The 20,728-nt window shown below is 72.7% G+C and carries 19 protein-coding genes and 1 riboswitch; of the genes, 8 read left to right on the top strand and 11 right to left on the bottom strand.

Annotated elements, in window-relative coordinates:
- Nucleotides 1-3: 3 nt before the first annotated feature.
- Nucleotides 4-1,353 carry an MATE family efflux transporter gene (locus EBO35_RS19065; protein ID WP_122819131.1) on the bottom strand — a complete coding sequence of 450 codons (1,350 nt, stop codon included), beginning with the start codon at nucleotides 1,351-1,353 and terminating at the stop codon, nucleotides 4-6.
- A gap of 506 nt (nucleotides 1,354-1,859) precedes the next feature.
- Here EBO35_RS19065 and dnaB point away from each other — a divergent pair.
- Entirely contained in the window at nucleotides 1,860-3,278 is a 1,419-nt protein-coding gene (gene dnaB, locus EBO35_RS19060; RefSeq protein ID WP_122819130.1) for a replicative DNA helicase, read from the top strand.
- Nucleotides 3,279-3,390: 112 nt separating this feature from the next.
- On the opposite strand, the gene EBO35_RS19655 is transcribed toward dnaB, so the two are convergent.
- The 5 genes from EBO35_RS19655 to EBO35_RS19035 all read right to left on the bottom strand — a co-directional run bounded on the left by EBO35_RS19655 (nucleotide 3,391) and on the right by EBO35_RS19035 (nucleotide 8,028).
- Nucleotides 3,391-3,993 carry an Ig domain-containing protein gene (locus EBO35_RS19655; protein ID WP_164478050.1) on the bottom strand — a complete coding sequence of 201 codons (603 nt, stop codon included), beginning with the start codon at nucleotides 3,991-3,993 and terminating at the stop codon, nucleotides 3,391-3,393.
- Nucleotides 3,903-5,666, bottom strand: a complete 1,764-nt coding sequence (locus tag EBO35_RS19050; protein WP_122819129.1) for a putative Ig domain-containing protein — start codon at nucleotides 5,664-5,666, stop codon at nucleotides 3,903-3,905. The genes EBO35_RS19655 and EBO35_RS19050 overlap by 91 nt, the downstream gene beginning before the upstream one ends.
- 195 nt (nucleotides 5,667-5,861) lie before the next feature.
- Nucleotides 5,862-6,221 carry an MmcQ/YjbR family DNA-binding protein gene (locus tag EBO35_RS19045; protein ID WP_122819128.1) on the bottom strand — a complete coding sequence of 120 codons (360 nt, stop codon included), beginning with the start codon at nucleotides 6,219-6,221 and terminating at the stop codon, nucleotides 5,862-5,864.
- A gap of 81 nt (nucleotides 6,222-6,302) precedes the next feature.
- The gene (locus tag EBO35_RS19040; RefSeq protein WP_122819127.1) at nucleotides 6,303-6,884 is read right to left on the bottom strand and encodes a hypothetical protein; all 582 of its coding nucleotides are present in this window, start codon (nucleotides 6,882-6,884) and stop codon (nucleotides 6,303-6,305) included.
- Nucleotides 6,885-7,116: 232 nt separating this feature from the next.
- Nucleotides 7,117-8,028 (bottom strand): alpha/beta fold hydrolase, encoded by a 912-nt coding sequence (locus EBO35_RS19035; RefSeq protein ID WP_122819126.1) that lies wholly within the window; start codon nucleotides 8,026-8,028, stop codon nucleotides 7,117-7,119.
- Nucleotides 8,029-8,125: 97 nt separating this feature from the next.
- Here EBO35_RS19035 and EBO35_RS19030 point away from each other — a divergent pair, with 97 nt between their 5' ends.
- Together EBO35_RS19030 and EBO35_RS19025 are read left to right on the top strand one after the other, a co-directional pair.
- Nucleotides 8,126-8,653, top strand: a complete 528-nt coding sequence (locus EBO35_RS19030) for a CGNR zinc finger domain-containing protein (protein WP_122819125.1) — start codon at nucleotides 8,126-8,128, stop codon at nucleotides 8,651-8,653.
- Nucleotides 8,654-8,793: 140 nt separating this feature from the next.
- Nucleotides 8,794-10,200, top strand: a complete 1,407-nt coding sequence (locus tag EBO35_RS19025) for a M14 family zinc carboxypeptidase (protein WP_122819124.1) — start codon at nucleotides 8,794-8,796, stop codon at nucleotides 10,198-10,200.
- Nucleotides 10,201-10,281: 81 nt separating this feature from the next.
- On the opposite strand, the gene erm is transcribed toward EBO35_RS19025, so the two are convergent.
- Complete coding sequence (erm, locus tag EBO35_RS19020; protein WP_122819123.1) at nucleotides 10,282-11,091, bottom strand: 23S ribosomal RNA methyltransferase Erm; 810 nt, start codon at nucleotides 11,089-11,091, stop codon at nucleotides 10,282-10,284.
- Nucleotides 11,092-11,480: 389 nt separating this feature from the next.
- Between erm and EBO35_RS19015 the strand changes: the two genes are divergently transcribed.
- Nucleotides 11,481-12,329 (top strand): DMT family transporter, encoded by an 849-nt coding sequence (locus EBO35_RS19015; RefSeq protein ID WP_122819122.1) that lies wholly within the window; start codon nucleotides 11,481-11,483, stop codon nucleotides 12,327-12,329.
- Nucleotides 12,330-12,341: 12 nt separating this feature from the next.
- On the opposite strand, the gene EBO35_RS19010 is transcribed toward EBO35_RS19015, so the two are convergent.
- Nucleotides 12,342-12,731, bottom strand: a complete 390-nt coding sequence (locus EBO35_RS19010) for a VOC family protein (protein WP_122819121.1) — start codon at nucleotides 12,729-12,731, stop codon at nucleotides 12,342-12,344.
- Nucleotides 12,732-12,810: 79 nt separating this feature from the next.
- On the opposite strand from EBO35_RS19010, the gene EBO35_RS19005 reads away from it, so the two are divergent.
- The 4 genes from EBO35_RS19005 to EBO35_RS18990 all read left to right on the top strand — a co-directional run bounded on the left by EBO35_RS19005 (nucleotide 12,811) and on the right by EBO35_RS18990 (nucleotide 18,386).
- Nucleotides 12,811-13,548, top strand: coding sequence for a TetR/AcrR family transcriptional regulator (locus EBO35_RS19005; protein ID WP_122819120.1), 738 nt, complete (start codon nucleotides 12,811-12,813; stop codon nucleotides 13,546-13,548).
- An 89-nt stretch (nucleotides 13,549-13,637) separates the two neighbouring features.
- Entirely contained in the window at nucleotides 13,638-13,913 is a 276-nt protein-coding gene (locus tag EBO35_RS19000) for a PepSY domain-containing protein (protein WP_122819119.1), read from the top strand.
- Between the two features lie 554 nt (nucleotides 13,914-14,467).
- The gene (locus EBO35_RS20110; RefSeq protein WP_164478049.1) at nucleotides 14,468-16,990 is read left to right on the top strand and encodes a LuxR family transcriptional regulator; all 2,523 of its coding nucleotides are present in this window, start codon (nucleotides 14,468-14,470) and stop codon (nucleotides 16,988-16,990) included.
- Nucleotides 16,991-17,129: 139 nt separating this feature from the next.
- Nucleotides 17,130-18,386, top strand: a complete 1,257-nt coding sequence (locus EBO35_RS18990; protein ID WP_122819117.1) for an amidohydrolase — start codon at nucleotides 17,130-17,132, stop codon at nucleotides 18,384-18,386.
- A gap of 6 nt (nucleotides 18,387-18,392) precedes the next feature.
- Here EBO35_RS18990 and EBO35_RS18985 read toward each other — a convergent pair whose 3' ends face one another.
- The 3 genes from EBO35_RS18985 to EBO35_RS18975 all read right to left on the bottom strand — a co-directional run bounded on the left by EBO35_RS18985 (nucleotide 18,393) and on the right by EBO35_RS18975 (nucleotide 20,705).
- The gene (locus tag EBO35_RS18985) at nucleotides 18,393-18,707 is read right to left on the bottom strand and encodes a DMT family transporter (RefSeq protein WP_122819116.1); all 315 of its coding nucleotides are present in this window, start codon (nucleotides 18,705-18,707) and stop codon (nucleotides 18,393-18,395) included.
- 10 nt (nucleotides 18,708-18,717) lie between these two features.
- A riboswitch (guanidine-III (ykkC-III) riboswitch) is annotated at nucleotides 18,718-18,781 on the bottom strand.
- A gap of 20 nt (nucleotides 18,782-18,801) precedes the next feature.
- The gene (locus EBO35_RS18980) at nucleotides 18,802-19,473 is read right to left on the bottom strand and encodes a hypothetical protein (RefSeq protein ID WP_122819115.1); all 672 of its coding nucleotides are present in this window, start codon (nucleotides 19,471-19,473) and stop codon (nucleotides 18,802-18,804) included.
- Nucleotides 19,474-19,529: 56 nt separating this feature from the next.
- A complete protein-coding gene (locus EBO35_RS18975; protein WP_122819114.1) occupies nucleotides 19,530-20,705 on the bottom strand; it encodes a fatty acid desaturase family protein in 1,176 nt (391 codons plus the stop codon).
- Nucleotides 20,706-20,728 lie beyond the last annotated feature (23 nt).

Below are 20,728 nucleotides of genomic sequence, written 5' to 3'. Positions count from 1 at the left end.
TGGCTACCGGACCCGCTCGGCGCCGGTGACCAGCCAGGCGTCCCCGCGCGCCCGGTGCGCGAGCACGACGAGCCGGGCGCCCATGAAGCAGCCGGCGAACGCCACCCAGACCGCCACCAGGCCGGCCCCGAGGTGGGCGAGCACCAGCACGACCGGGGCGTAGACGACCAGGGTCGCCACCCCGCCCCAGGCGAGGTAGACGCCGTCGCCGGCCCCGATGAGCACGCCGTCGAGGACGAAGACGATCCCGGCGACCGGCTGCGCCACCGCGGCCACCAGCAGCACCGGCACCAGCGCGTCGACCACCGCGTCGTCGCCGGTGAACAGCCTCCCCAGGAGCGGGCTGGCGGCCGCCAGCAGCAGGCCCGTCACGATCCCGCTGCCCGCACCCCACTGCACCATCCGTCGGGTGAGCGCCCGGGTCCCCGGCACGTCGCCGGCTCCGAGCGCGCGGCCGGTGATGGCCTGCGCGGCGATGGCGATCGCGTCGAGGACGAAGGCCAGGAACGTCCACAGCGTCAGCGCGAGCTGGTGGGTCGCGATCGGGACCGCGCCGTCCTCGGCGCGGTCCGCGACGCCCGCCGTCACGGCGTACGTCGTGACGAGCAGGGCGGCGCGCAGGGTCAGCGTGCGCACGACCAGCGCGACAGCGGCCCGGGCCGCCAGCCGGATGCCCGGCAGGTCGGGCCGCAGCGGGGCGCCCTGACGGCGGGCCCCGCGGACGACCACCGCGAGCAGGGCCGCGGCGCTCGCGACCTGGGCGAGCACCGAGCCGATCGCGGAGCCGGGCAGCCCCCACCCGTCGAACCCCGCGACCCCGTGGACGAGCAGCAGGTTCAGCACGATGTTGAGGCCGTTCCCGCCCACAGCGACGAGCAACGGGGTGCGGGTGTCCTGGAGGCCGCGCAGCACGCCGGTGGCGGCCATCATGATCAGCAGCGGCACCGTGCCGAGGAAGCCGATCCGCAGGTAGGTCTCCGCGTGGTCGGTCACGTCCGCCCCGGCCCCCAGGGCGACGACCAGCGGCCGGCTGAGTAGGACGCCGAGGACGGTGGCGACCGTGCCGATCCCGACGGCGAGCCAGATGCCGTCGATGCCCTGGGCGAGGGCACCGCGCAGGTCCCCGGCGCCGAGGCGCCGGGCGACGCTGGCCGTCGTGCCGTAGGCGAGGAACACGCACAGGCCGACGACGGTCTGCAGCACCACCGCGGCCACGCCCAGGCCGGCGAGCTCGCGGGTGCCGAGGTGCCCGACGATCGCGGCGTCGGAGAGGAGGAAGAGCGGTTCGGCGACCAGGGCGAGGAAGGCCGGGATCGCCAGCCGCAGGATCTCCCGGTCCTGGCTGCGACGCATGGGGCGGATCCTAGAAGGCCGGGCCCGCCGCCGGACTACCCGGGAATGGTCAGGGTGGGGGATTGACGGGCCGGGACGGGTGCTCTACAAGCGGTGGAAAACCTGTGGGGAAGTGCGGATCGGGGACGCTATGTCGACATGACGCCGCGGATTCGGCGTGTCTACCGCGACACGCCCGAACTATTTTCCGTCCACATCGACTCGGCATCGTTTCCGCAGGTCAGAGGGCGGTTGGCCCCGCTGTGACGCTGGTTGTCCACAGGCCCCTCCCCAGTCTGTGCACAGTGTTTCGCGTGTCGTCCACGGGCTGTCCCCGGTTATCCACAGGCCCTGTGGACAGGCCGGTGTCGCCGAGCCCCCGCGGGGCCGTAGCGTGCGGGCGTTGTCGGTCCCCGATCACGCCCCACCGGAGGCATTTCCGGTGTCGGGCCGGGGCCGCTGTCGGTGGAGGTCCCTAGCGTCGTGGGCGCCGGAGCAGGCGGGTTCGTGAACGTGGAGGAGTCAGGGTGAGCGTCACCGAGCAGGATGACCACGCTCTACCCGACCCGCCGTTCGAGGAGTGGGGCGACGGCCCCGCGCCGTACGCTCCCGGCGAGCGGCCCAGCAGGCCCGGTGACCGGACCCCGCCCCAGGACATGGCCGCCGAGCAGTCGGTGCTCGGCGCGATGCTGATCTCCAAGGACGCGATCGCCGACGTCTCCGAGGCGGTCCGAGGCGGCGACTTCTACCGGCCCTCGCACGAGACGATCTTCGACGCGATCATCGACCTGTACGGCCGCGGCGAGCCCGTCGACATGGTCACGGTCGCCGCCGAGCTCCAGCGCCGGGGCGAGCTCCAGCGGATCGGCGGCGCGCCGTACCTGCACACGCTCTCGGCGAACGTCCCGATCGCGGCCAATGCCGGCTACTACGCCGAGATCGTGCGGGAGAAGGCGATCCTGCGCCGGCTCGTCGACGCCGGCACCCGGATCGTCCAGATCGGGTACGCCGGGGAGGGCCAGGTCGACGACATCGTGGACCAGGCGCAGGCCGAGGTCTACAAGATCGCCGACAAGCGCTCCGGCGAGGACTACGCCCCGCTGAGCGACATCATGACCGGCGTCCTCGACGAGATCGAGGCGATCGGCAACCGGGAGGCCGGCATCTACGGCGTGCCGACCGGGTTCGCCGACCTCGACGAGCTGACCAACGGGCTGCACTCGGGACAGATGATCATCGTCGCGGCGCGTCCGGCCATGGGCAAGTCCACGCTGGCGCTGGACTTCTGCCGGGCGGCCTCGATCCACAACAACCTGGCCAGCGTCTTCTTCAGCCTGGAGATGACGCGCGCGGAGATCACGATGCGGCTGCTCTCTGCCGAGGCAAAGGTCCCGCTGAACCACATCCGCAACGGCAACATGACCGACGACGACTGGGTCAAGCTCGCCCGCAAGATGGGCGAGGTCTCCTCGGCGCCGATGTTCATCGACGACTCCCCGAACATGACGATGATGGAGATCCGGGCCAAGGCGCGGCGGCTGCGTCAGCGCCACGACCTGCGCCTGGTCGTCATCGACTACCTCCAGCTGATGACGTCGGGCAAGAAGGTCGAGTCCCGCCAGCTCGAGGTCTCGGAGTTCTCCCGCCAGATCAAGCTGCTCGCCAAGGAGCTCGAGGTCCCGGTGATCGCGCTCTCCCAGCTGAACCGTGGCTCCGAGCAGCGCGCCGACAAGCGCCCCATGGTCAGCGACCTGCGTGAGTCCGGCTCGATCGAGCAGGACGCCGACATGGTGATCCTGCTGCACCGCGACGACGTCTACGAGAAGGAGTCGACCCGCCCCGGCGAGGCCGACCTGATCGTCGCCAAGCACCGCAACGGCCCCACCCGGGACCTCACCGTCGCGTTCCAGGGTCACTACAGCCGGTTCGTGGACATGGCGCACTGACGCGCGACTGCTGCCGACAGCCTGCCGAACTGAAAATCCCTGGGTCGAATGCGCAGACAGGGGGTGCGCCCTCCTCGATCCGGCGTGAACGAGGAAGGCGCACCGGTCAGGCTCAGCGCCGTCGCGGCGGGGCCTTCTTCGCCTTCGTGACCTTCACCGTGAGGGTGCGCGAGATCGTGCGCCCGGCGGCGTCGGTGACCCGGACGCGGATCCGGAAGGTGCCCGGCTTCTTCGCCTTGCCCTTGATCGTCAGGGTGCTCCCGCGGGGGACTGCCTTCAGCCCCTTCGGTGCCGAGGTCACCGCCCAGCGGTAGGCCGGGGAGCCACCGGTGACTCGCAGCGCGGCCTTGAAGGACTTGCCCTGCTTGGTCTTGTGGCTCGGCTTCGAGCCGGAGGCGAAAGCGAATCGGGAGGCGGAGGGGGCGGCCGGGGCGTGGGCGACCTTGATGTCGATGGTCTGGACGAAGTAATTGGTGTCGTCGTAGGCCTCGATCGGGACGGCCCACGCCCCGTCCTGGGTCGGGGTGCCGCTGATCACGCCGTCGTCGGAGAGGGTCAGGCCCGCGGGCAGCCAGTCCTGCCGGGTGAACCAGTGGATGGGGTCGTGGCGCAGTCCGGTGACGCTCAGGCGCACGGAGCCGAACTGGCCGGCGACGAAGGAGACCTCGTCGGGCGTGATGGTGAACGGCCCGGGGGCCCGGACGGTGAAGTCCACGACGGTCTCGGCCTGGCGGCCCGTGCGTCGGTGACGGCGACGGTGAACCGGCCGGTCCTCGGCTGCCGGTCGGTCAGCGACCCACTGAGCAGGCCCGTCTCGTGGTCGATGCCGAGGCCCTCGGGGATGTCCGGAGAGGTCCACAGGTACGGGCGGGTGCCGCCGGTGGTCGTGACGAGCGGTTCGTCGTCGAGCCACTCGTCGTTCCACAAGGTGAGGTCGGCACCGCGGGACACCTGGAGGGGGTCCGGCACCGGGTTCCCGGTGTCGAGGTCGATGTCGTAGGCGCCGATGGATCCGTAGTCGCTGAAGGTGCGCGCCGCGATGGGGTCGAGGTGCCCGATGCCGTCGACGATCGCGGTGTAGCTGGCCGGCTCCATCGGCAGGTCGACGTCCCAGGTGGTCGGCGGGACACCGAAGGGGTCGGACAGGGGATCCATGACGAAGCCGACGGCCGGGGTGATGGAGACGGAGTCGACCTCGTCACCGCTCGCGTCGAGGATGGTGATCCCGGCGTGCAGGTTGGTGTAGGTCGACGGGGTGACCCGCAGCGTCGTGGTGCCGCGGGCGGTGAAGGTGAACGCGTCGGTGTCGGAGCGCGACGTGATGACTCCCTGCTGCGGCCTGCCCTTGACCAGCGTGGCTGCGTCGGTCGTGGAGCCGGCGTGGTCGTCCTCGCGCACAGGAATGCTCCAGGCCACGATCGCGGTGTCGTCCTGCGGGTTGTTGGCCTCGGGGTACTCGCCCTGAGACCACTGGCTGAACTGCGCGCCGTAGCCGGCGCCCATGATCGGGGCCCACGTTGCCTCATCTCCGGCGCCCAAGTAGTCCTGGGTGGCGGTGCCGTCGTGCTCGAGTCGGAGGTTGTGGCCGATCTCGTGTGAGGCGGCGTCGCCCATGGCGTGCCCGTTGCGCCCGAGGGTCTCGGGGTAGACGAACGCCGGCTGGTACCGGGCGCGGTCCGCACCGGCCCGGTCGAAGATGCCGAGGTAGGCCTGTCCGGCGCACCCGCACACGCCGGACATCGGGGTGTTGGCCGCGAAGAGGACCCGGGTGCCGTACGTGGTGTCGGAGAAGTTCGTGCGCTCGATCGCTGCGGCTCCGAGGTCGGCGGTGGTGACGTTGACCTCGAACGGGGCGTAGTCCTCGGCGACGACCTGCCAGGTGTCGAAGATCGCCTGACGCTCGCTGGCATCGAAGGAGGTCGACGCCGGCGCGGTGATCGAGAACGGCTCGGCCGAGATCGGTCCGTAGGTGTCGTTCCACCCGGTTCCGGTGACCTTGCCGCCGGTGAAGTCGAGGTAGATCGTCACCGGTGCACCGGGCAGCGACTGCAACGACAAGACGTCAGCGGGCGCCTCCTGGTAGGCCGAAGCGACCTCGGGCGTCTCGGGGGCTGGGTCGACGTAGAAGGCCATGCCGCACTGGTCGAGCCAGAGCGTCTCGTCATCGGCGACATCGGAGAATGCGGCCGGGCGCTCGCCGTTGACCGTCGCTGCCTTGGCGAACTTCTTCGGCGCGTCCTCGGCGATGTCGGCCGCGGGCGCTGCTTCGCCCAGCAGCGGGCTCGCACACGAGATCTGTGCGGGGGCGGCGGTCGCCGCTGGGACGGTGAGGGCGGCAGCGCCCAGGGCGGCGGCGATGGCGCCGACGATGGTCTTCTTGGGGAGCACGTGGTCTCTCTGTCTGCTGGCGATCGGGCATGGTGGAGGTGCGGAAGCCTGAAGTGCCTATCGGCGGGGCAGCGAGCGATCAGAGGCCGGCGTAGACCACCCGCGATGGCGTCGCGGTGGCACTGGTGCTGGGTCACCCGGACGGGCCTGTGTGGCCGTCGGCGGCGTAGCGCGCGGCGGGCGAAACGTCACCCCTCAGCCGGGGCCCATCGGATGAGCGAGGTCGTAGGCACGGGACAGCTTCTGGGGGACGACCATGCGCCAGGCGTCGACGACGAGCTCGCGGGCCTCGGCTCGATCGAGCGCCGCCAGGTCGGCGTGCACCCAGTGGAAGCGCAGGTCCGACGTGGATGGCATCGCGAACTTCTCCGGTTCGCTCGCGACGAGCGCTGCCCGCTCCTCGCGGGGGAAGGCGAAGCCCATCGTGCGCTTGTCGATGGAGAAGGCGACGTAGACGAGCTGGCCGACCCGGAACTTCAGCCGGCCCCGCACGTACACCTCGTAGGAGCGCTCCAGCTGCGACCCCAGGGGTCGGATGTCGTCGAGCACCGCCATCCGCGTCCCCGTCCCTCGTGCGTGGCCCTCGCCTGGTCGACCGCGCCCGCGGCTCGGACTCATCGACGGCGAGGTCTCGCGTCAGCGGAACGCCGGCACCGGCTCCGACGGATCGGCCCTGATCGCGTCGAGTCGTTCGTCCTCGACGACCGACCGGACAGCCGCGGCGCTGCCGCCGACGGCGGCCCAGTGCGGATCGACGTCCTTGGTGACACACCAGCGCCGGTCGGCGGGCCACACGAACGCCGGCGGCCATGCGGCGTCACCACCGAGGCACTCCGTCCAGGTGTCGAAGTCGGTCAACGAGCCCTGCAGGATCACGAAGCCGCGGTCTCGAAGGCGAACGCGGCTGCGGTCGGAGAATCGGGACAGGTCGAGATCGGAGTAGCCGTCCCAGACGCAGAAGAAGCACTCCTCGGGCGACTCGGTGTACGCCGCGAGGTGGCGAAGGACCCGCCCGACCTGCACCAGATCCGGTGGGTGGTCGTCCGCCAGGACGACATCGGCCTCAGCGGGCGTCGCCGGAGTCGGGTCCGGAATGAACCGGACTCGCGCGTAGGCCTCGAACCCGTCCGGCCCCCAGGTGATCAGGCGCTCGGGCTCGGCCCTCGAGTGGCGTAGCCAGTCGAAGGCGGCCGGGTCCGTGCAGGCGCGAAGCGGCACGTTCGCAGACTAGTGACCTGGCGGCACCCGGCGCCGAAGTGCTGAACCAGCTGGCGGTCCGCGACCGCGGCTGAGCGTGGACGAGCCCGACGTCGGCGCCTTGCCTCAGTACTTCGGCGAGCATCCGGCCGGTGATCAGCCCCGGCGGACCCGCCGCTGTCCCAGAACCGGGTGGCCCGCCGGGGCGTGCGCAGCGGCAGTCTGGGGCCGCGCTCGCCCCGGCGGGGGACGATCAGACCGACGCGGGCCCGCCCACCCGGTCCCGCGCCCGGGGGCGCGAGGCCCGGTCGAGGAAGGCGACCATCAGCGCCGCGGTCTCGTCGAGGGCGCTCTCGAGGAGGAAGTGGCCGCCGTCGAGGAGGTGGATCTCCGGCTCGTGGGCGTCGCGGCGGAACGCCTGGGCGCCGGCCGGTCCGAAGATCTCGTCGTGGCGACCCCAGACCGCGAGGACCGGGACGCGCGAGCTGCGCAGGTAGTCGTGCAGGGCGGGATAGAGCTCGCGGTTGTTCGCGTAGTCCCGGAAGAGCGCCAGCTGGGCGAGGTCGTTGCCCGGACGCGAGAGCCGACCGGCGTCGTGGAGCCAGGTGTCGGGACTGACCACGCTGGGGTCCGGTACGCCGTGCAGGTACTGCCACCTGATCATCTCGAGGCCGAGTGCCGGGCGCACCGCAGCCTCGGTCCGCGGCCCGGGGTCTCTGGCGTAGTCCCAGAGCCCCTGCCAGAACTCCTCGACGAAGCCCTCCTCGTACCCGTTGCCGCTCTGGGAGACGATGGCCCAGATCCGCGACGGGTCCTGCAGGGCCAGGCGCCACCCGATCGGTGCGCCGTAGTCCTGCACGTAGATCGCGTACCGGTCGACCCCCAGCGTCGCGAGCAGGCGCGACGTCATCTCGGTCAGTGCATCGAATGTGTAGTCGAACTCGCTGACGGGCGGGGCGTCCGAGAGCCCGAACCCGACGTGGTCGGGCGCGAGCACGTGGAAGCGGTCCGCGAGCTCGGGGATCAGGTTGCGGAACATGAACGAGCTGGTCGGGAAGCCGTGGAGCAGCACGATGGTCGGGGCGTCCGGCGAGCCGGCCTCCCGGTAGAAGAGCTGCCGCCCGGCGACCTCGGCGTACCGGTGGTGAGTCTGTGTCCGTGTCATGTCTAACCCCTTAAAGTCTGGTTGCTGGTTAGAACAGCAGAGCAGGCGATGCTGTAACCTGTCAAGGTCGGTTTGATGGTTAGGGGGGAGGAGGGTCGTGGACGCGGACGAACAGGCACTGCTCGCCCTGCTGAACTCCACCCCGGTGACTGGCGACGGGCCGGTGGACCTCCTCGACGACGAGGACTACGCCTCGACGCTCGCGCGCGACCTCGGCGGGCGGGGGACCGGCGCCGAGATCCGGGTGCTGCGTGAGGTGCGGGACCAGCTGCAGGACGCCGTACGCGCCGGGCTCGTCCCCGCCGGCCTCGACGACGCGCTCAGCGGAGTCGTGCAGCGACCGCTGCCGCTGACGCAGGACGGGCTGCGCTGGGAGCTGCACGGACCCGCCCCCCGGCTGCCGGCGGCCCGAGCGGTGATCGCGTGGGCGGCCCTCGCCTCCCGCCGGCCGGGTCGGCTGCGAGCCTGCGGCAACGACGAGTGCCGGCTGTTCCTCATCGATCACACCAAGGGGAACACCGCCCGCTGGTGCTCCATGTCGACCTGCGGCAACCGGATGAAGGCCCGTCGTCATCACTCGCGCACCCGCGGCCCGTCGCTCGACCCGTCCGGCGGGGAGCAGTAGCGCGGGCTGCGCTGGACGTCGCGCTTCCGGGACCTCTTGCCAGGCCGGTCCGCGCCGAGCATGGTGGGTGCCACCATCCATCCGCTGTGACTCGGACGAACAGCATGGGGCCGGGGCGCGGCGCATTCTCGAGGAGCGTCATGACGCCACCCGCTTCAACCCAGCCACGGTCCCGCCTCCCCCGCACCCGCCGGCGACTCTCCGTCGCGGTCGCCACGCTCACCGCCTCCGCCGCGGCCGCCGCCGGGCTCTGGGGCGCCAGCCCGGCCCCCGGCCAGGCCACCCCGGGCGGCGGCTCGGAGATGCCCGAGACCCTCCAGGCGGCGCCCAGCCCGCTGCGGACGCCGTTCGAGGAGTCGAACGGCGCGCGCTGGACGACGGTGCCCGAGTCCCAGCGGTTCTGGCGTCAGCTCGACGCCAGCAGCGACCGGGTCCGGGTGACCACTGTCGGGCGCAGCGTCCAGGGCCGCCCGCTCCAGCTGGTGGCCGTCGGCGACCCGGCCCCGGACCCCCAGTCCGCTGCCGCGGACGGCTCGGTGCTGATGTACACCTGCTCGGTCCACGGTGACGAGAACTCCGGCCGCGAGGCGTGCATGCGGCTGGCCCGGGACATGTCGACCACCACCGACCCCGCGTGGCGCCGGCTGCTGCGCGACACCACGGTGCTGTTCATCAACCTCAACCCCGACGGCTGGGTCGCCAACACCCGTGAGAACGCCCAGGGGCTCGACGTCAACCGCGACTACATGGCCCTGCAGTCGCCCGAGGCCAGGGCCGTGGTCAAGGTGATCCGCGACTGGAAGCCCGACGTCCTCAACGACCTCCACGAGTACGGCCCCAACCCGTACTACCGCACGGACCTGCTGCAGCTGTGGCCCCGCAACCGCCAGGTCGACCGGGTCGTCCACGACCTGGCCAGGACCATGAGCGAGGACTACTCCGGTGGCCAGGTGGAGGCCTCGGGCTACACCTCGGGCGAGTACGGCATCTACGTCAAGGACGGCGAGCCGTTCCGCCAGGTCGCCGGTGACGAGCAGGGCCGGATCCTGCGCAACTACGCCGGGCTCCAGCACGTCGCGGGGATGCTCAGCGAGACCGCCAACGAGCCGCTGAACGCCGAGGAGGAGGCCGACGAGTCGCTGCTGAACCGGCGCCGCGTCGAGGTCAACTACCTCAGTGCGGTCGGAAGCGCGCACTTCACCCTCGAGAACCGCGGCACCCTGGTGCGCGAGACCGCCGCGGCGGCCGAGCGGGCCACCGAGGAGGGGGCCACTCGCAGCGGCGTCGTCTACTTCGCCGGTCAGGACAACGTCCTGCCCACCGAGGCCTCGGAGGTGGAGCCGGAGCCGATGTGCGGCTACCAGCTCACCGTCGAGCAGCGGCAGGCCGTCGCCGACAACCTGCGCCTGCACGGCATCACCTGGCGCAACAACGCGCAGGGCGCCTACGTGACGATGGCGCAGGAGGACCAGCCGCTGATCCCGCTGCTCCTCGACGCCCGCTCGGAGTACCGCATCACCGAGGCGACCCCGGTCGAGACCTGCTGACCGCGCCGCTTCGCGCTCGACCCTGAGCGCCGGGCCCCGGGACCGCCTCGGTCCCGGGGCCCGTTCGCGTCGGTCTCCGCGTCAGCCCGGCCGACGTCGCCGGGAGCCGGTACGACGCGTCGGGCGGCGGGCCGCGCTCCTGATCGCGACCCAGAGGCTCGACCACTGCTCCGCGGTGAGGTTCCGCGGCAGCGCCTGGCGGTCGACGGCGGCGGCCACCAGGAGCTCGTCGGTCGGCAGGTCCGGGTGCAGGCGGCGGAGGATCCCGGCGATCCCGCTGCCGGGGCCGGTGAAGACCGCACGCACGAGATCCTGGTACCCGCCACGCTCGCCGGTCGGCACGAGCGGCTGGTCCCGGCGGGTCACCAGGAGCAGGCCGCCGTCCACGCTCGGCACCGGCCAGAAGCGCTCCGCCGGCACCCGCGCGCGCAGCTCGAAGGTGAACCAGGGCCAGTGCTGCGCGGTCATCATGGTGGCGCCACCGACGCCGGCGCGCTTGCGGGCCACCTCCCACTGGAGCAGCAGGATCGCCGAGGCCCAGCCCCGCGCCGCGAGCAGCCGGCGCAGGACCGGGGTGGTGAGGTGGAACGGGATGTTGCCCACGATCACCGGGGTGCTGAGATCGGTGCTGAGCACGTCGCGCCGCTGCACGGCGACGTGGGGCAGTCGGCGCGCGAGCCTGCGCACCTGGTGCTCGTCGACGTCGATGGCCAGCAGATCCCGTCCGAGGCCCGCGAGGGGGACGGTGAGCGCGCCGTCGCCGGCGCCGATCTCCAGGATCGACCCGCTGGTCCGGGCCACGAGATCGACGATCAGGTCGACGGTGGGCTGGTGACGAAGGAAGTTCTGGCCGAGCTCATGGCGACCGCCATGGGAGGAACGGGGATTCACGCGAGGGCTCCATCGATCGCACTGGAGCGCCCGGGACGCAGGCGGGCACGCCGAACGCGCTTCCGGGCGCGGGGGTCATTCGGAAGACGGCGCGATCAGGAACAGCCGCGCCGTCAGGCGCGGCGGTGCCGACTCGCCGCGCCGTCAGGCGCGGCGGTGCCGACTGGCCGCGCCGTCAGGCGCGGCGGTGCCGAACAGGCTGGTACGGGCCGACGGCGGCCCACGGAGCGGTGCTCATGGGCGGCAGGCTATCCACGCTCCGGCGGGGGGCGCCTCCGATTTGAGGGTGCCCCGGGCCGTGGAGCACTGGGGCCGCGACGTACCAAGTGGTACATTGCTGCGATGGTGGGGAAGTCGGTTGTCGAGGCCGGTGCTGGCCGGGCCCTCCAATGACCCTGCTCTTCACGGCGCTGGCGCTGCTGTCCGCCGTGCTGCACGCGACCTGGTCCGCCCTCGCCTACCGATTCCCCGATCAGGCGATCGGCTTCTCCTGCATGTCGGCGATCTCCGTGGTGGTCGGCGTGGTGCTCGTCGCGATCGAGCCGGCGGTCGGCGGTCACGCCGTCCCGTTCCTGGCGGCGTCGGTGGCGCTGCACGCGGGGTACATCGTCGCGCTGACGCGGTTGAACAGGCTGGCGCAGTTCTCCCAGCTCTATCCGCTCTCCCGGGGCCTCTCCCCGGTGTTGATCGCGATCGCCGCCCCGGTCGTCGCCCGTGACCGCCTCTCGGCCGGTGCGGTCCTCGGCCTCGGCATCGTCATCCTGGGCATCGTCCTCGTCGCGGGCGCCCGGATCGACACCGGCCGGGTCGGCGCGCGCAGCGTGGGCGGTGCGCTCCTCGTGGGCCTGACGATCGCCAGCTACACGGTCGTGGACGGCCTGGGGGTGCGGGCCGCCGCCTCGGTCCCGGCCTTCATCGGCTACCTGGCCATCGGGCAGGGGATCCTGGCCCCCGCCATCATGGTGGCCACCGGCGCCACGAGCCTCGCCGCCATCCGCCGCGAGGGACGCTGGGCCCGCGCGGTGGTGGTCGGCGGCCTGAGCGCCGCGTCGTACGCCCTGATGATCTGGGCGCAGACGCTGGGACCGCTGGCCGTCGCCGCGGCACTGCGGGAGACCAGCATCGTCTTCGCGACCCTCATCGGTATCGTCGTCCTACGCGAGGACGCCGGGGCGCGGAAGCTGGTGGCGGCCGGCGTGATCGTGCTCGGCATCGTCGTCCTGCAACGCGCCGCGTGAGCCGCCGGCCGGTCACTGGGGCGTGGTCACCCACTGCACCAGCTGCCAGACCAGGCCGTTGTCGTCGGCGAACTGGCAGTACCGCTCGCCCCAGGGCTCGGTCTCCGGTGGGGTGACGACCCGGGCGCCGGCGGCGCAGATCCGCTCGAACTCGGCGTCCAGGTCGTCGACGACCAGGACGAGCAGGGTGCCCTGGCCGGCGGTGCCGGCGATCTCCTGCGGCTTGAAGGTGGTCAGCCCGGTGCGCAGGAAGATCACGTTGACCCCGGCGGTGGGGTGCTCCAGCGAGACGAAGCCGTCGGCGGCCATCGCCTCGGTGAACCCCAGGTGGCCGGTGGCGAAGCGGGCGGAGGCCCCGACGTCGGGGACGTTGAGGGAGATGGCGGCGGACGTGGCCTTCATGGGCATCCTCTTCTCGACCAGAAACAGCGTACGCCGTACAACGTACAGCGTTATGGGAAGGTTCCGCCATGGAGATTCCGTGCCGCGCCCGCTGATCGACCTGCTGTGGCGCGACCACCCGGCCGCTCCGGCGGGGGGACGCCGCGGCCCTCGGTCCCGGATCTCGACCGGAGCGGTGGTCGACGCCGCCGTGCGGCTGGCCGATGCCGACGGACTGGCTGCGGTCACGGTGCGCCGGCTCGCGGCCGAGCTCGAGGTCTCGACGATGTCGGTCTACACCCACGTCAACAGCCGCGACGACCTGTTGGTCCTCATGGCCGACGCGGCGCACGCGCGCATCGACCAGCCGTCGTGGCGCGGCCTGGACTGGCGGGCGCGGGTCCGAGGGATGGCCGAGGCGAACCTCGACCTGCTCCGGGCCCACCCGTGGCTGCCGGACGTGGCGGACGACCGTACGGCGCTCGGGCCCGGGACGATCGCCAAGTACGACCACGAGCTCGACGCGCTGGCCCCGCTCGGCCTGCCGCCCGCCACCTGGGACGCGGCCATCACCTTCGTGCTGGACTTCGTCCGGTCCTCCGCCCGGGCGCTCCGCCCCGACCCCCGGGCCGGCGAGCTGGCCGAGCACTGGCCGGAATGGGGGCCGCGGCTCGGCGTCTACCTGGGCGAGGACTACCCGCTGGCACGCCGCGTCGGCGCCGCCGCGGGAGAGGCGATGGGCGGCGTGGCCGACCCGGCGCTGGCCTGGGATTTCGGGCTGGCCAGGATCCTCGACGGGCTCGCCGCTCTCGCGCCCGGAGCCGACCAGCGGTCCTGACCGACGCCCGGCGAACCCGGACCCTTTCGGGGGAGCCCGGACGGGTGGGCCAGCGGGAGTATTGAGGCCAGCCAGTCTCGGGGGGTCCCATGAAGCGTCTGTCGAACGCGGTCGCGAGCGCGGGGCTCGTGGTGGCGCTGCTGTGCACCGCGGCCTGCGGGGACGACGACGAGCTGACCAGCGACGAGCGGAGGCAGGCCTCCGACGCGGCGCTCGAGGACGTCGGAGAGGGCCGCGTGACCGAGGTGGAGAAGGGCGACGGGGACGATCCGTACGCCTACGAGGTCGAGGTCACCCTCGACAACGGCAACGACGTCACCGTCCAGCTGGACGACGACTTCGCCGTGCTCAACCCCAGCAGATGATCCCGAGCAGATGCCTGGGCTGACCTGGCACCGCCGGCCGCGACGCATCCGGAGGTGCCGCCCATGACCGTCCCCACCCTGGAGCGGCGCACCCTGCGCGCGGCGGACGTCGTCGCGACGCTGCTGCTGTGGCTGATTCCGCTCACCGGATTCCTCCTCGCGCTCATCTGGGTGGACTGAGCGGTTGTCCGACGGCCGGGCCCGGACCCCCGGAACGGCGGAGACGAGCGGCGACCGAGTCGGCGAAATCGTTGACAGCGCACGTCCGCAGGCGTACCACGGAGAGTAGATCTGCCGGTCACGGCAGTGGTCTACCCGACTCGGCGGGTGGTGCTCGGACGCTCCTTCGGAGTGCCCGCGTGGTGCTGGCCGACCTTTTCCGATTCCCCCGGAAAGGCGCGCACATGGATTCCGCAGCGTTGCAGCCCACCCCCCGGAACGGCCACGCGCAGGCGGCCGCCGTCAGCCGACCGAATCCGCCTCCCTCGCTCCCGGCCGGGTACGTCGCCCGGCCCGGTCTCTGGCAGGCCCTGGACCGGGCCGACTCCTGTCCGGTGACGGTGCTGACCGGCCCCACCGGGAGCGGGAAGACCCTCGGCGTCAGCGGGTGGCTGCGGCGGCGCGTGGACCTCAGCTTCTCCTGGTTCCACGCCGCGTCCGACGCCGGGCCGGGGCTCCGGACCCTGCTCGACGGTGCGCGAGGCGCGGCCGGCGGGGGAGCGACGAGGCCGCGGCTGGTCGTCATCGACGATGCCCACCGCCTGGGTCACGAGGCGCTCGCACTGATCTCGGGGCGGCTGCACGAGGAGCCGGAGCGGCTCCGGCTGCTGCTGCTCTCCCGCTGGCCGCTTCCCCTCGACCTGCTCTCGCCCCAGCTCCTGGGCCACTTCACCGGGCTCGGCGGCGAGATCCTGCGGATGAGTCGGACCGAGGCGGAGGCGCTGGTCCGCGCCCATGCGCCGGAGCTGGACGCCCGCACCACCGACACGATCGTGGCCGGCACCCAAGGCTGGCCGGGTGCCCTCGGGCTGGCCGCCCGCGCGGCTGCTCTTGACCCCGAGCCCGGGCCCGGCGACTGCCTGACCGCCAGCGTCAAGGCGGTCCGGACGCTCGCCGGGCAGGTCTTCGAGGGTCGCTCCGACGCCGAGCGGCACCTGCTGCTGTGCACGGCGGCCGAGGACATCGTCACCGGCGACAGCGCGGCGCACCTGACCCGGGACCCACGGGCGCCCGAGGCTCTCGCCGGGCTCGAGGCCACCGGCCTGCTCGTGCACCGGGTGCCCGCGGATCCCGACGACCCCGGCGCGGCCGGGCCGGCGCGCTACGCCGTGCACCCGCTGCTGCGCCAGGTCGCCGGCCAGGAGCTGGACCGGGGCGGCGAGCTGGTGGAGCGGGCGCGGGAGTCGGTGGCCCGCGCCGTGCAGCTCGACGTCCTGCGCGGGTGCACCGACGGCGCGTTCTGCCGCCTCGTCGCGGTCGGTGCGACGTCCGCGGCCGCACGGCTGCTGGCGACCAACGGGGTCGGGATGGCGATGCGCGGCGAGGGCGCCCAGATCGTCGAGTTCGTCCAGCGGCATCCGGAGGCCGTCCTCGGGACGCCGGCCGCCTGGTTCGCCGTCACCGTCGAGCGCTGGGTGGCGGGGGACGTCGCGGGCGCGCGGCACTGGATGGAGGTGCTGCTGGACAGCGACTACATCCACGAGCCGGCCAGCTGCGTCCAGCTCGCCTGCCTGCGGCTGATGCGCGCCCGCCTCGGCCTCGAACCGGTCGGGGGCGCCGTCGCCCAGGCCCGGCGGGTGCTGGAGTCGTCCCACCCGCACGCGCCTCGCGTGGACATCCCCCTGCTCCTGCACGAGCTGGCGATCACGCTGAACTGGACGGGGAACCTGGCCGAGGCCGAGCGGCACTTCAGCACCGCGGTCGCCCTGGCCCGCAGCGGGCGGCTGCCATCAGTGGAGGTGGCGGCGATGTCGCACCTCGCCCTGACCGAGTACATGCGCGGGCGGGAGCGGGCCGCGGTGGAGATGGCCACCGACACCTTCGCGCAGCTCGGCGACCCCGATCGGTGGTACGAGGAGTTCACCTGCGCCCGGACCGGCCTGGCGCTCTTCCTGGCCGGGGTCTCGGCGCCGCCGTGGCCGGCGGTGCCCCGCCTGGCACCCCCGCAGCCCGAGGCGACGCCGGTCCACCCGGCCGACCTGTGCGCGCTGTTCTGGCGCGACGTGCGCGACGTGACCCTGGCCCTGAGCTCCGGCGACGTGGCCGAGGCCGTCGGCATCCTGGAGCGGCCGCTCCCGGTGCCCGAGCAGTTCGGGACCAGCGCGGCCACCCAGCTGCCCCACCACCTGCACGTCAGCTGGCTAACCCTGCGCCTGCTGCTGGCGGTCGTCTCCTCGGACGGGATCGCCCTGCGGGCGGCGACCGAGGAGCTGCGGGCGGCGGGCGCCGAGGGCGAGGCGTCGCTCGGCGAGGGGTTCGCCGCCGACCTAGCCGGCGACCTGCACGCGGCCCGTCGCAGCTTCGAGCACGCCATGGCCCAGTGCCGCTGCACCCAGCCGCCGGCCGCCGAGATTGCCACGGTCTGCCTGGCGCAGGTCCTCGCGGGCCTCGACGACCAGGGGGGCGCCCTGGCGCTGCTGCGGGTCGCCGTCCAGGGCTCCCAGGTGCGCCGCAACGCCATCCCGTTCCTCGGGTGGTTGCGGCACGGTCGCTCGGTCGCGCTGCTGCTCACCCGGCTCACCGACGTCGAGACCTCCCCGTGGCTCACCCAGCTGGCTGAGGCGGTCGGTGTCGCGCCCGACATCGTCCAGTACTGCGGGCCGGTGGTGGCGAGTCCCTCCCCCGCGGCCTCCCCCGGTCCGGCCCCCGGCCGGGGGATGCCGATGCCGCTGCTGACCGCCCGGGAGAAGGATGTGCTCGCCGGGCTCGCCCGGGGCTGCACCTACGCCGACATGGGTGCGGAGCTGTTCGTGGCCGAGAGCACCGTGAAGACCCACGTGTCGAGCCTGTACGCCAAGCTCGGCGCGGCCCGCCGCAGCGAGGCGCTCGCGCTCGCGCGGCACCTGCGCCTGATCTGAGACCGCCGAACCGGGCGGCGGGGTACCGCCCGGTTCGGCGGAGGCCGCTGGGCCGGGCCGGTGTGAGGATCGAGGGGCCGACCCCAGGAGACCCCATGCAGGCGCAGCTCGCGACCATTCCTCACCCGGTGGCCCGGCGGTGACCGGGCCCCAGGACGCCACGACGCCGGACGGCGACTGGCCCGCGCTCTACCGCGACCTCCACGCCCACCCGGAGCTGGCCTTCCAGGAGGAGCGCACAGCTCGGGTCGCGGCCGACGGACTGGGCAGGGCGGGCTACGAGGTCATCACCGGCATCGGTCGCACCGGTGTCGTCGGCGTCCTGCGGCGCGGCAGCGGGCCCACCGTGCTGCTGCGCGCCGACATGGACGCGCTGCCGGTGCACGAGGAGACCGGGCTGCCGTACGCCAGCTCCGCCACCGGCGTCGGTCCGGACGGCACCACCGTGCCTGTGATGCACGCCTGTGGGCACGACATGCACACGACCTGCCTGCTGGCCGCGGCCACCCGGCTGGCCGGCGAGCAGTCGTGGTCCGGCACCCTGATCACGGTCTTCCAGCCGGCCGAGGAGATCGGTGCGGGGTCGCGTGCGCTGGTCGACGACGGGCTCTACGACCGGGTTCCCCGGCCCGACATCGTCCTGGGCCAGCACGTCGCGCCGCTGCCCGCGGGCGTCCTCGGCGTCCGCCCCGGGACCCCGCCCGCGTTCGCCGCCTCGGACCAGCTCACCGTCACCCTGCACGGTCGCGGCGCGCACGGCTCGCGCCCGGAGGTCTCCGTGGACCCGGTGCTGATGGCCGCCGCCACCGTGGTCCGGCTCCAGGGCATCGTCGCCCGCGAGGTCGGCGGCACGGAGACCGCGGTGCTGACCGTCGGCTCGATGCACGCGGGCAGTGCCGGCAACGTGATCCCCGACCAGGCCCAGCTCCAGCTGAACGTCCGGACCGTCGACCCGAGGGTTCGCGAGCGGGTGCTGCGCGCCATCCACCGGATCGTGGGGGCGGAGGCCGAGGCCTCCGGGGCGCCCCGGCCGCCGGAGATCGAGCCCGGCGAGACCTACCCCGCCGTGGTCAACGACCCGGACGCCTGCGCGACGACGAGCGAGGGGTTCGCCCGGGACCTGCCCCAGATCACCGTGATGGACCCGGGGTCGGGGACCGGCAGCGAGGACGTCGGCCTGCTCGCGACCGAGGCGGGCGCCCGATGCGTCTACTGGATCCTGGGCGGCGCCGACCCGCAGCTGTTCGCCGGGGTCGGCGGCGCGGACCTGGGGCGGGTGATCGCGGGCCTGCCCTCGAACCACTCACCGCAGTACGCGCCGGTCATCGACCCGACGCTGGGCATCGGCGTGAATGCGCTGGTCTCCGCCGCCCACACCTGGCTGGACGAGGCCTGAGCCGGCTCAGTGGGCCAGCTTGAGGCCCACGACGCAGCCGACCAGGCCGACGAGCAGCAGCACCTTCACCAGGCTGACCGGCTCGGTGCCGGTGGCCATGCCGTAGGCGACTGTCAGCGCGGCGCCGATGCCGACCCACACGGCGTACGCCGTCCCGACCGGCAGGGTGCGCAGCGCGAACGCCAGGCCGGCCATGCTGGCAGCCACCGCGACCAGGAACACCAGGGACGGCGTCAGCCGGGTGAAGCCGGCGGACCGGTCGAGCGCGATCGCCCACACGGCCTCGAGGGCACCGGAGAGCACCAGGATGAGCCAGGACACGCTTGCCTCCACGTGGCCGTCTTGTCGCCTGCCGGGTACGGCTCCCTCGTCCGGGGGGCCGGTCGCGGCTCCCGCGGCCAGCCTAGCCGGGGCCTCAGCCTGAGGCGTCGACGGTGCGCGGCGCCGGGGGCCTGTGCTCGAGCTGGGGCGCCACGGTGCGCAGCCGGCCGCTGCGCCAGGACGCGTGCACGACGACCGCGGCGAGCACCGCCCCCAGCCCGCCCAGTGCGAGGTCGCCCAGGGTGTCGGCGTAGGCCTCGAACCGCTCCGAGTGCTGGCTGACGAACGCGACGTACTCGGCCAGCTCCCAGGCCACCGCGCCGGTCATCCCGAAGGCGAGCGCCCGCTCCAGCGCGGCGCCGAACCCGGCGGAGCGGTGCAGGGTCAGCAGCAGCACGGCCCCGGCGAGCAGGCCGATGTTCATGAAGTGGATCCAGTCGTCGAACCAGACGATCTTGTCGTAGAGGTCCATCCCGTTGCCGAGGATGTCGGTGAAGCAGGTGATCGTCACCAACAGGTCCGCGAGCCACGGGAACGACGCGCGGTCGCGCCAGGCGAACCACCACACCGCCGGGACCGTGAACGCGAAGATCGGGTAGCCGATGGCACGGGCCGTGGCGGCCTTGTCCTCGAGGTTCAGGTGCTCGGGACTGACGAAGGCGACCGTCAGCATCAGGACCAGCAGGGTCTTGGCGGCGACGTTCGCGGTGCGGATGATGCCGGGGACCGGATGCCTGGTCTCCACGACCTCGTCGAGCGCACTCACGTCGTCACGCTAGCCGGACCCTCCAGGGCTCGGAGCGGCGGGGCGGCGGGGCCCGGTCAGGCGGGGGTGGCTGCGGGCTCGGCGCGCAGCAGCTTGCGGACCTGGCCGCGCCAGGTCCGGCGGTTGGTCTCCTTCAGCCAGTCGTTGGGCAGCGAGAGCCGGACGACCTTGTGCCAGGCGCTGGCCACCTGCTGGGGCAGCGGGCGGGCGTTGTAGGTCAGGCCGTAGCGCTCGAAGAGCTCGCGCACGTGGACCGCGACCTCGGCGTACCGGTTGGACGGCAGGTCGGGGAAGAGGTGGTGCTCGATCTGGTGGGACAGGTTGCCGGTCAGCAGGTGCATCACCGGCGGGCCCGAGACGTTGGCCGAGCCGAGCATCTGGCGCAGGTACCACTCCCCGCGGGACTCGTCGGGGTCGAGGGTCTCCTGCTCGAAGGCCTCGACGCCCTCGGGGAAGTGCCCGCACATGATCACCGAGTGCGACCACAGGTTGCGGGTCAGGTTCGCGGTGGCCGTGGCGGCCAGTGTCGCCCGCCAGCCGCGGCCCGAGAGCAGCGGCAGGATCACGAAGTCCTTGGCCGCCTGCCGCGCGGCGCGCTTGGCGGTGGTGCGCATCTCGGCCTTCTTCTTGTCGGAGAAGGTCATCCGGGCGCGCAGGTTGTCGCCGAAGTCGAGGTCGTAGAGCGCGATGCCGTACTCGAAGATGCAGGCGTTGAAGAAGTTCCACAGCGGCTGCACGAGGTAGCGGGGCTGCCAGGGCTGGCCCTCGTCCACGCGCATGATGCCGTAGCCGAGGTCGTTGTCCATGCCGAGGATGTTCGTGTAGGTGTGGTGCTGCTGGTTGTGCGCGCGCTGCCACTGCGCCGGGGGCGTGGCGTGGTCCCACTCCCAGGTGGTCGAGTGGATCTTGGGGTCGCGCATCCAGTCCCACTGGCCGTGCAGGACGTTGTGGCCGATCTCCATGTTGTCCAGGATCTTGGCCAGGGCGAGCATCGAGGTGCCCAGCACCCAGGTCGGCTTGCGCCGGCTGCCCAGCACCAGCACCAGCCGGCCACCGAGCTCGAGGCGGCGCTGCACGGCGATCACCCGTCGGATGTACGCCGCGTCGCGCGCGCCGCGGGACTCGATCACGTCCTGCCGGATCCGGTCGAGCTCCGCGCCCAGCCGGTCGACGTCCTCGCTGGTCAGGTGGGCGGCCGGTCCGGTGCGGGTCTGGTCCTGGAGGATCGTCACGAAGGTTCTCCCGTGGTGGGTCG

This window comes from Nocardioides pantholopis (assembly GCF_003710085.1).
Lineage (GTDB): Bacteria > Actinomycetota > Actinomycetes > Propionibacteriales > Nocardioidaceae > Nocardioides > Nocardioides pantholopis.
The sequence above is the reverse complement of the archived record's forward strand: the minus strand, read 5'-3'. Positions and strand labels throughout refer to the sequence as shown.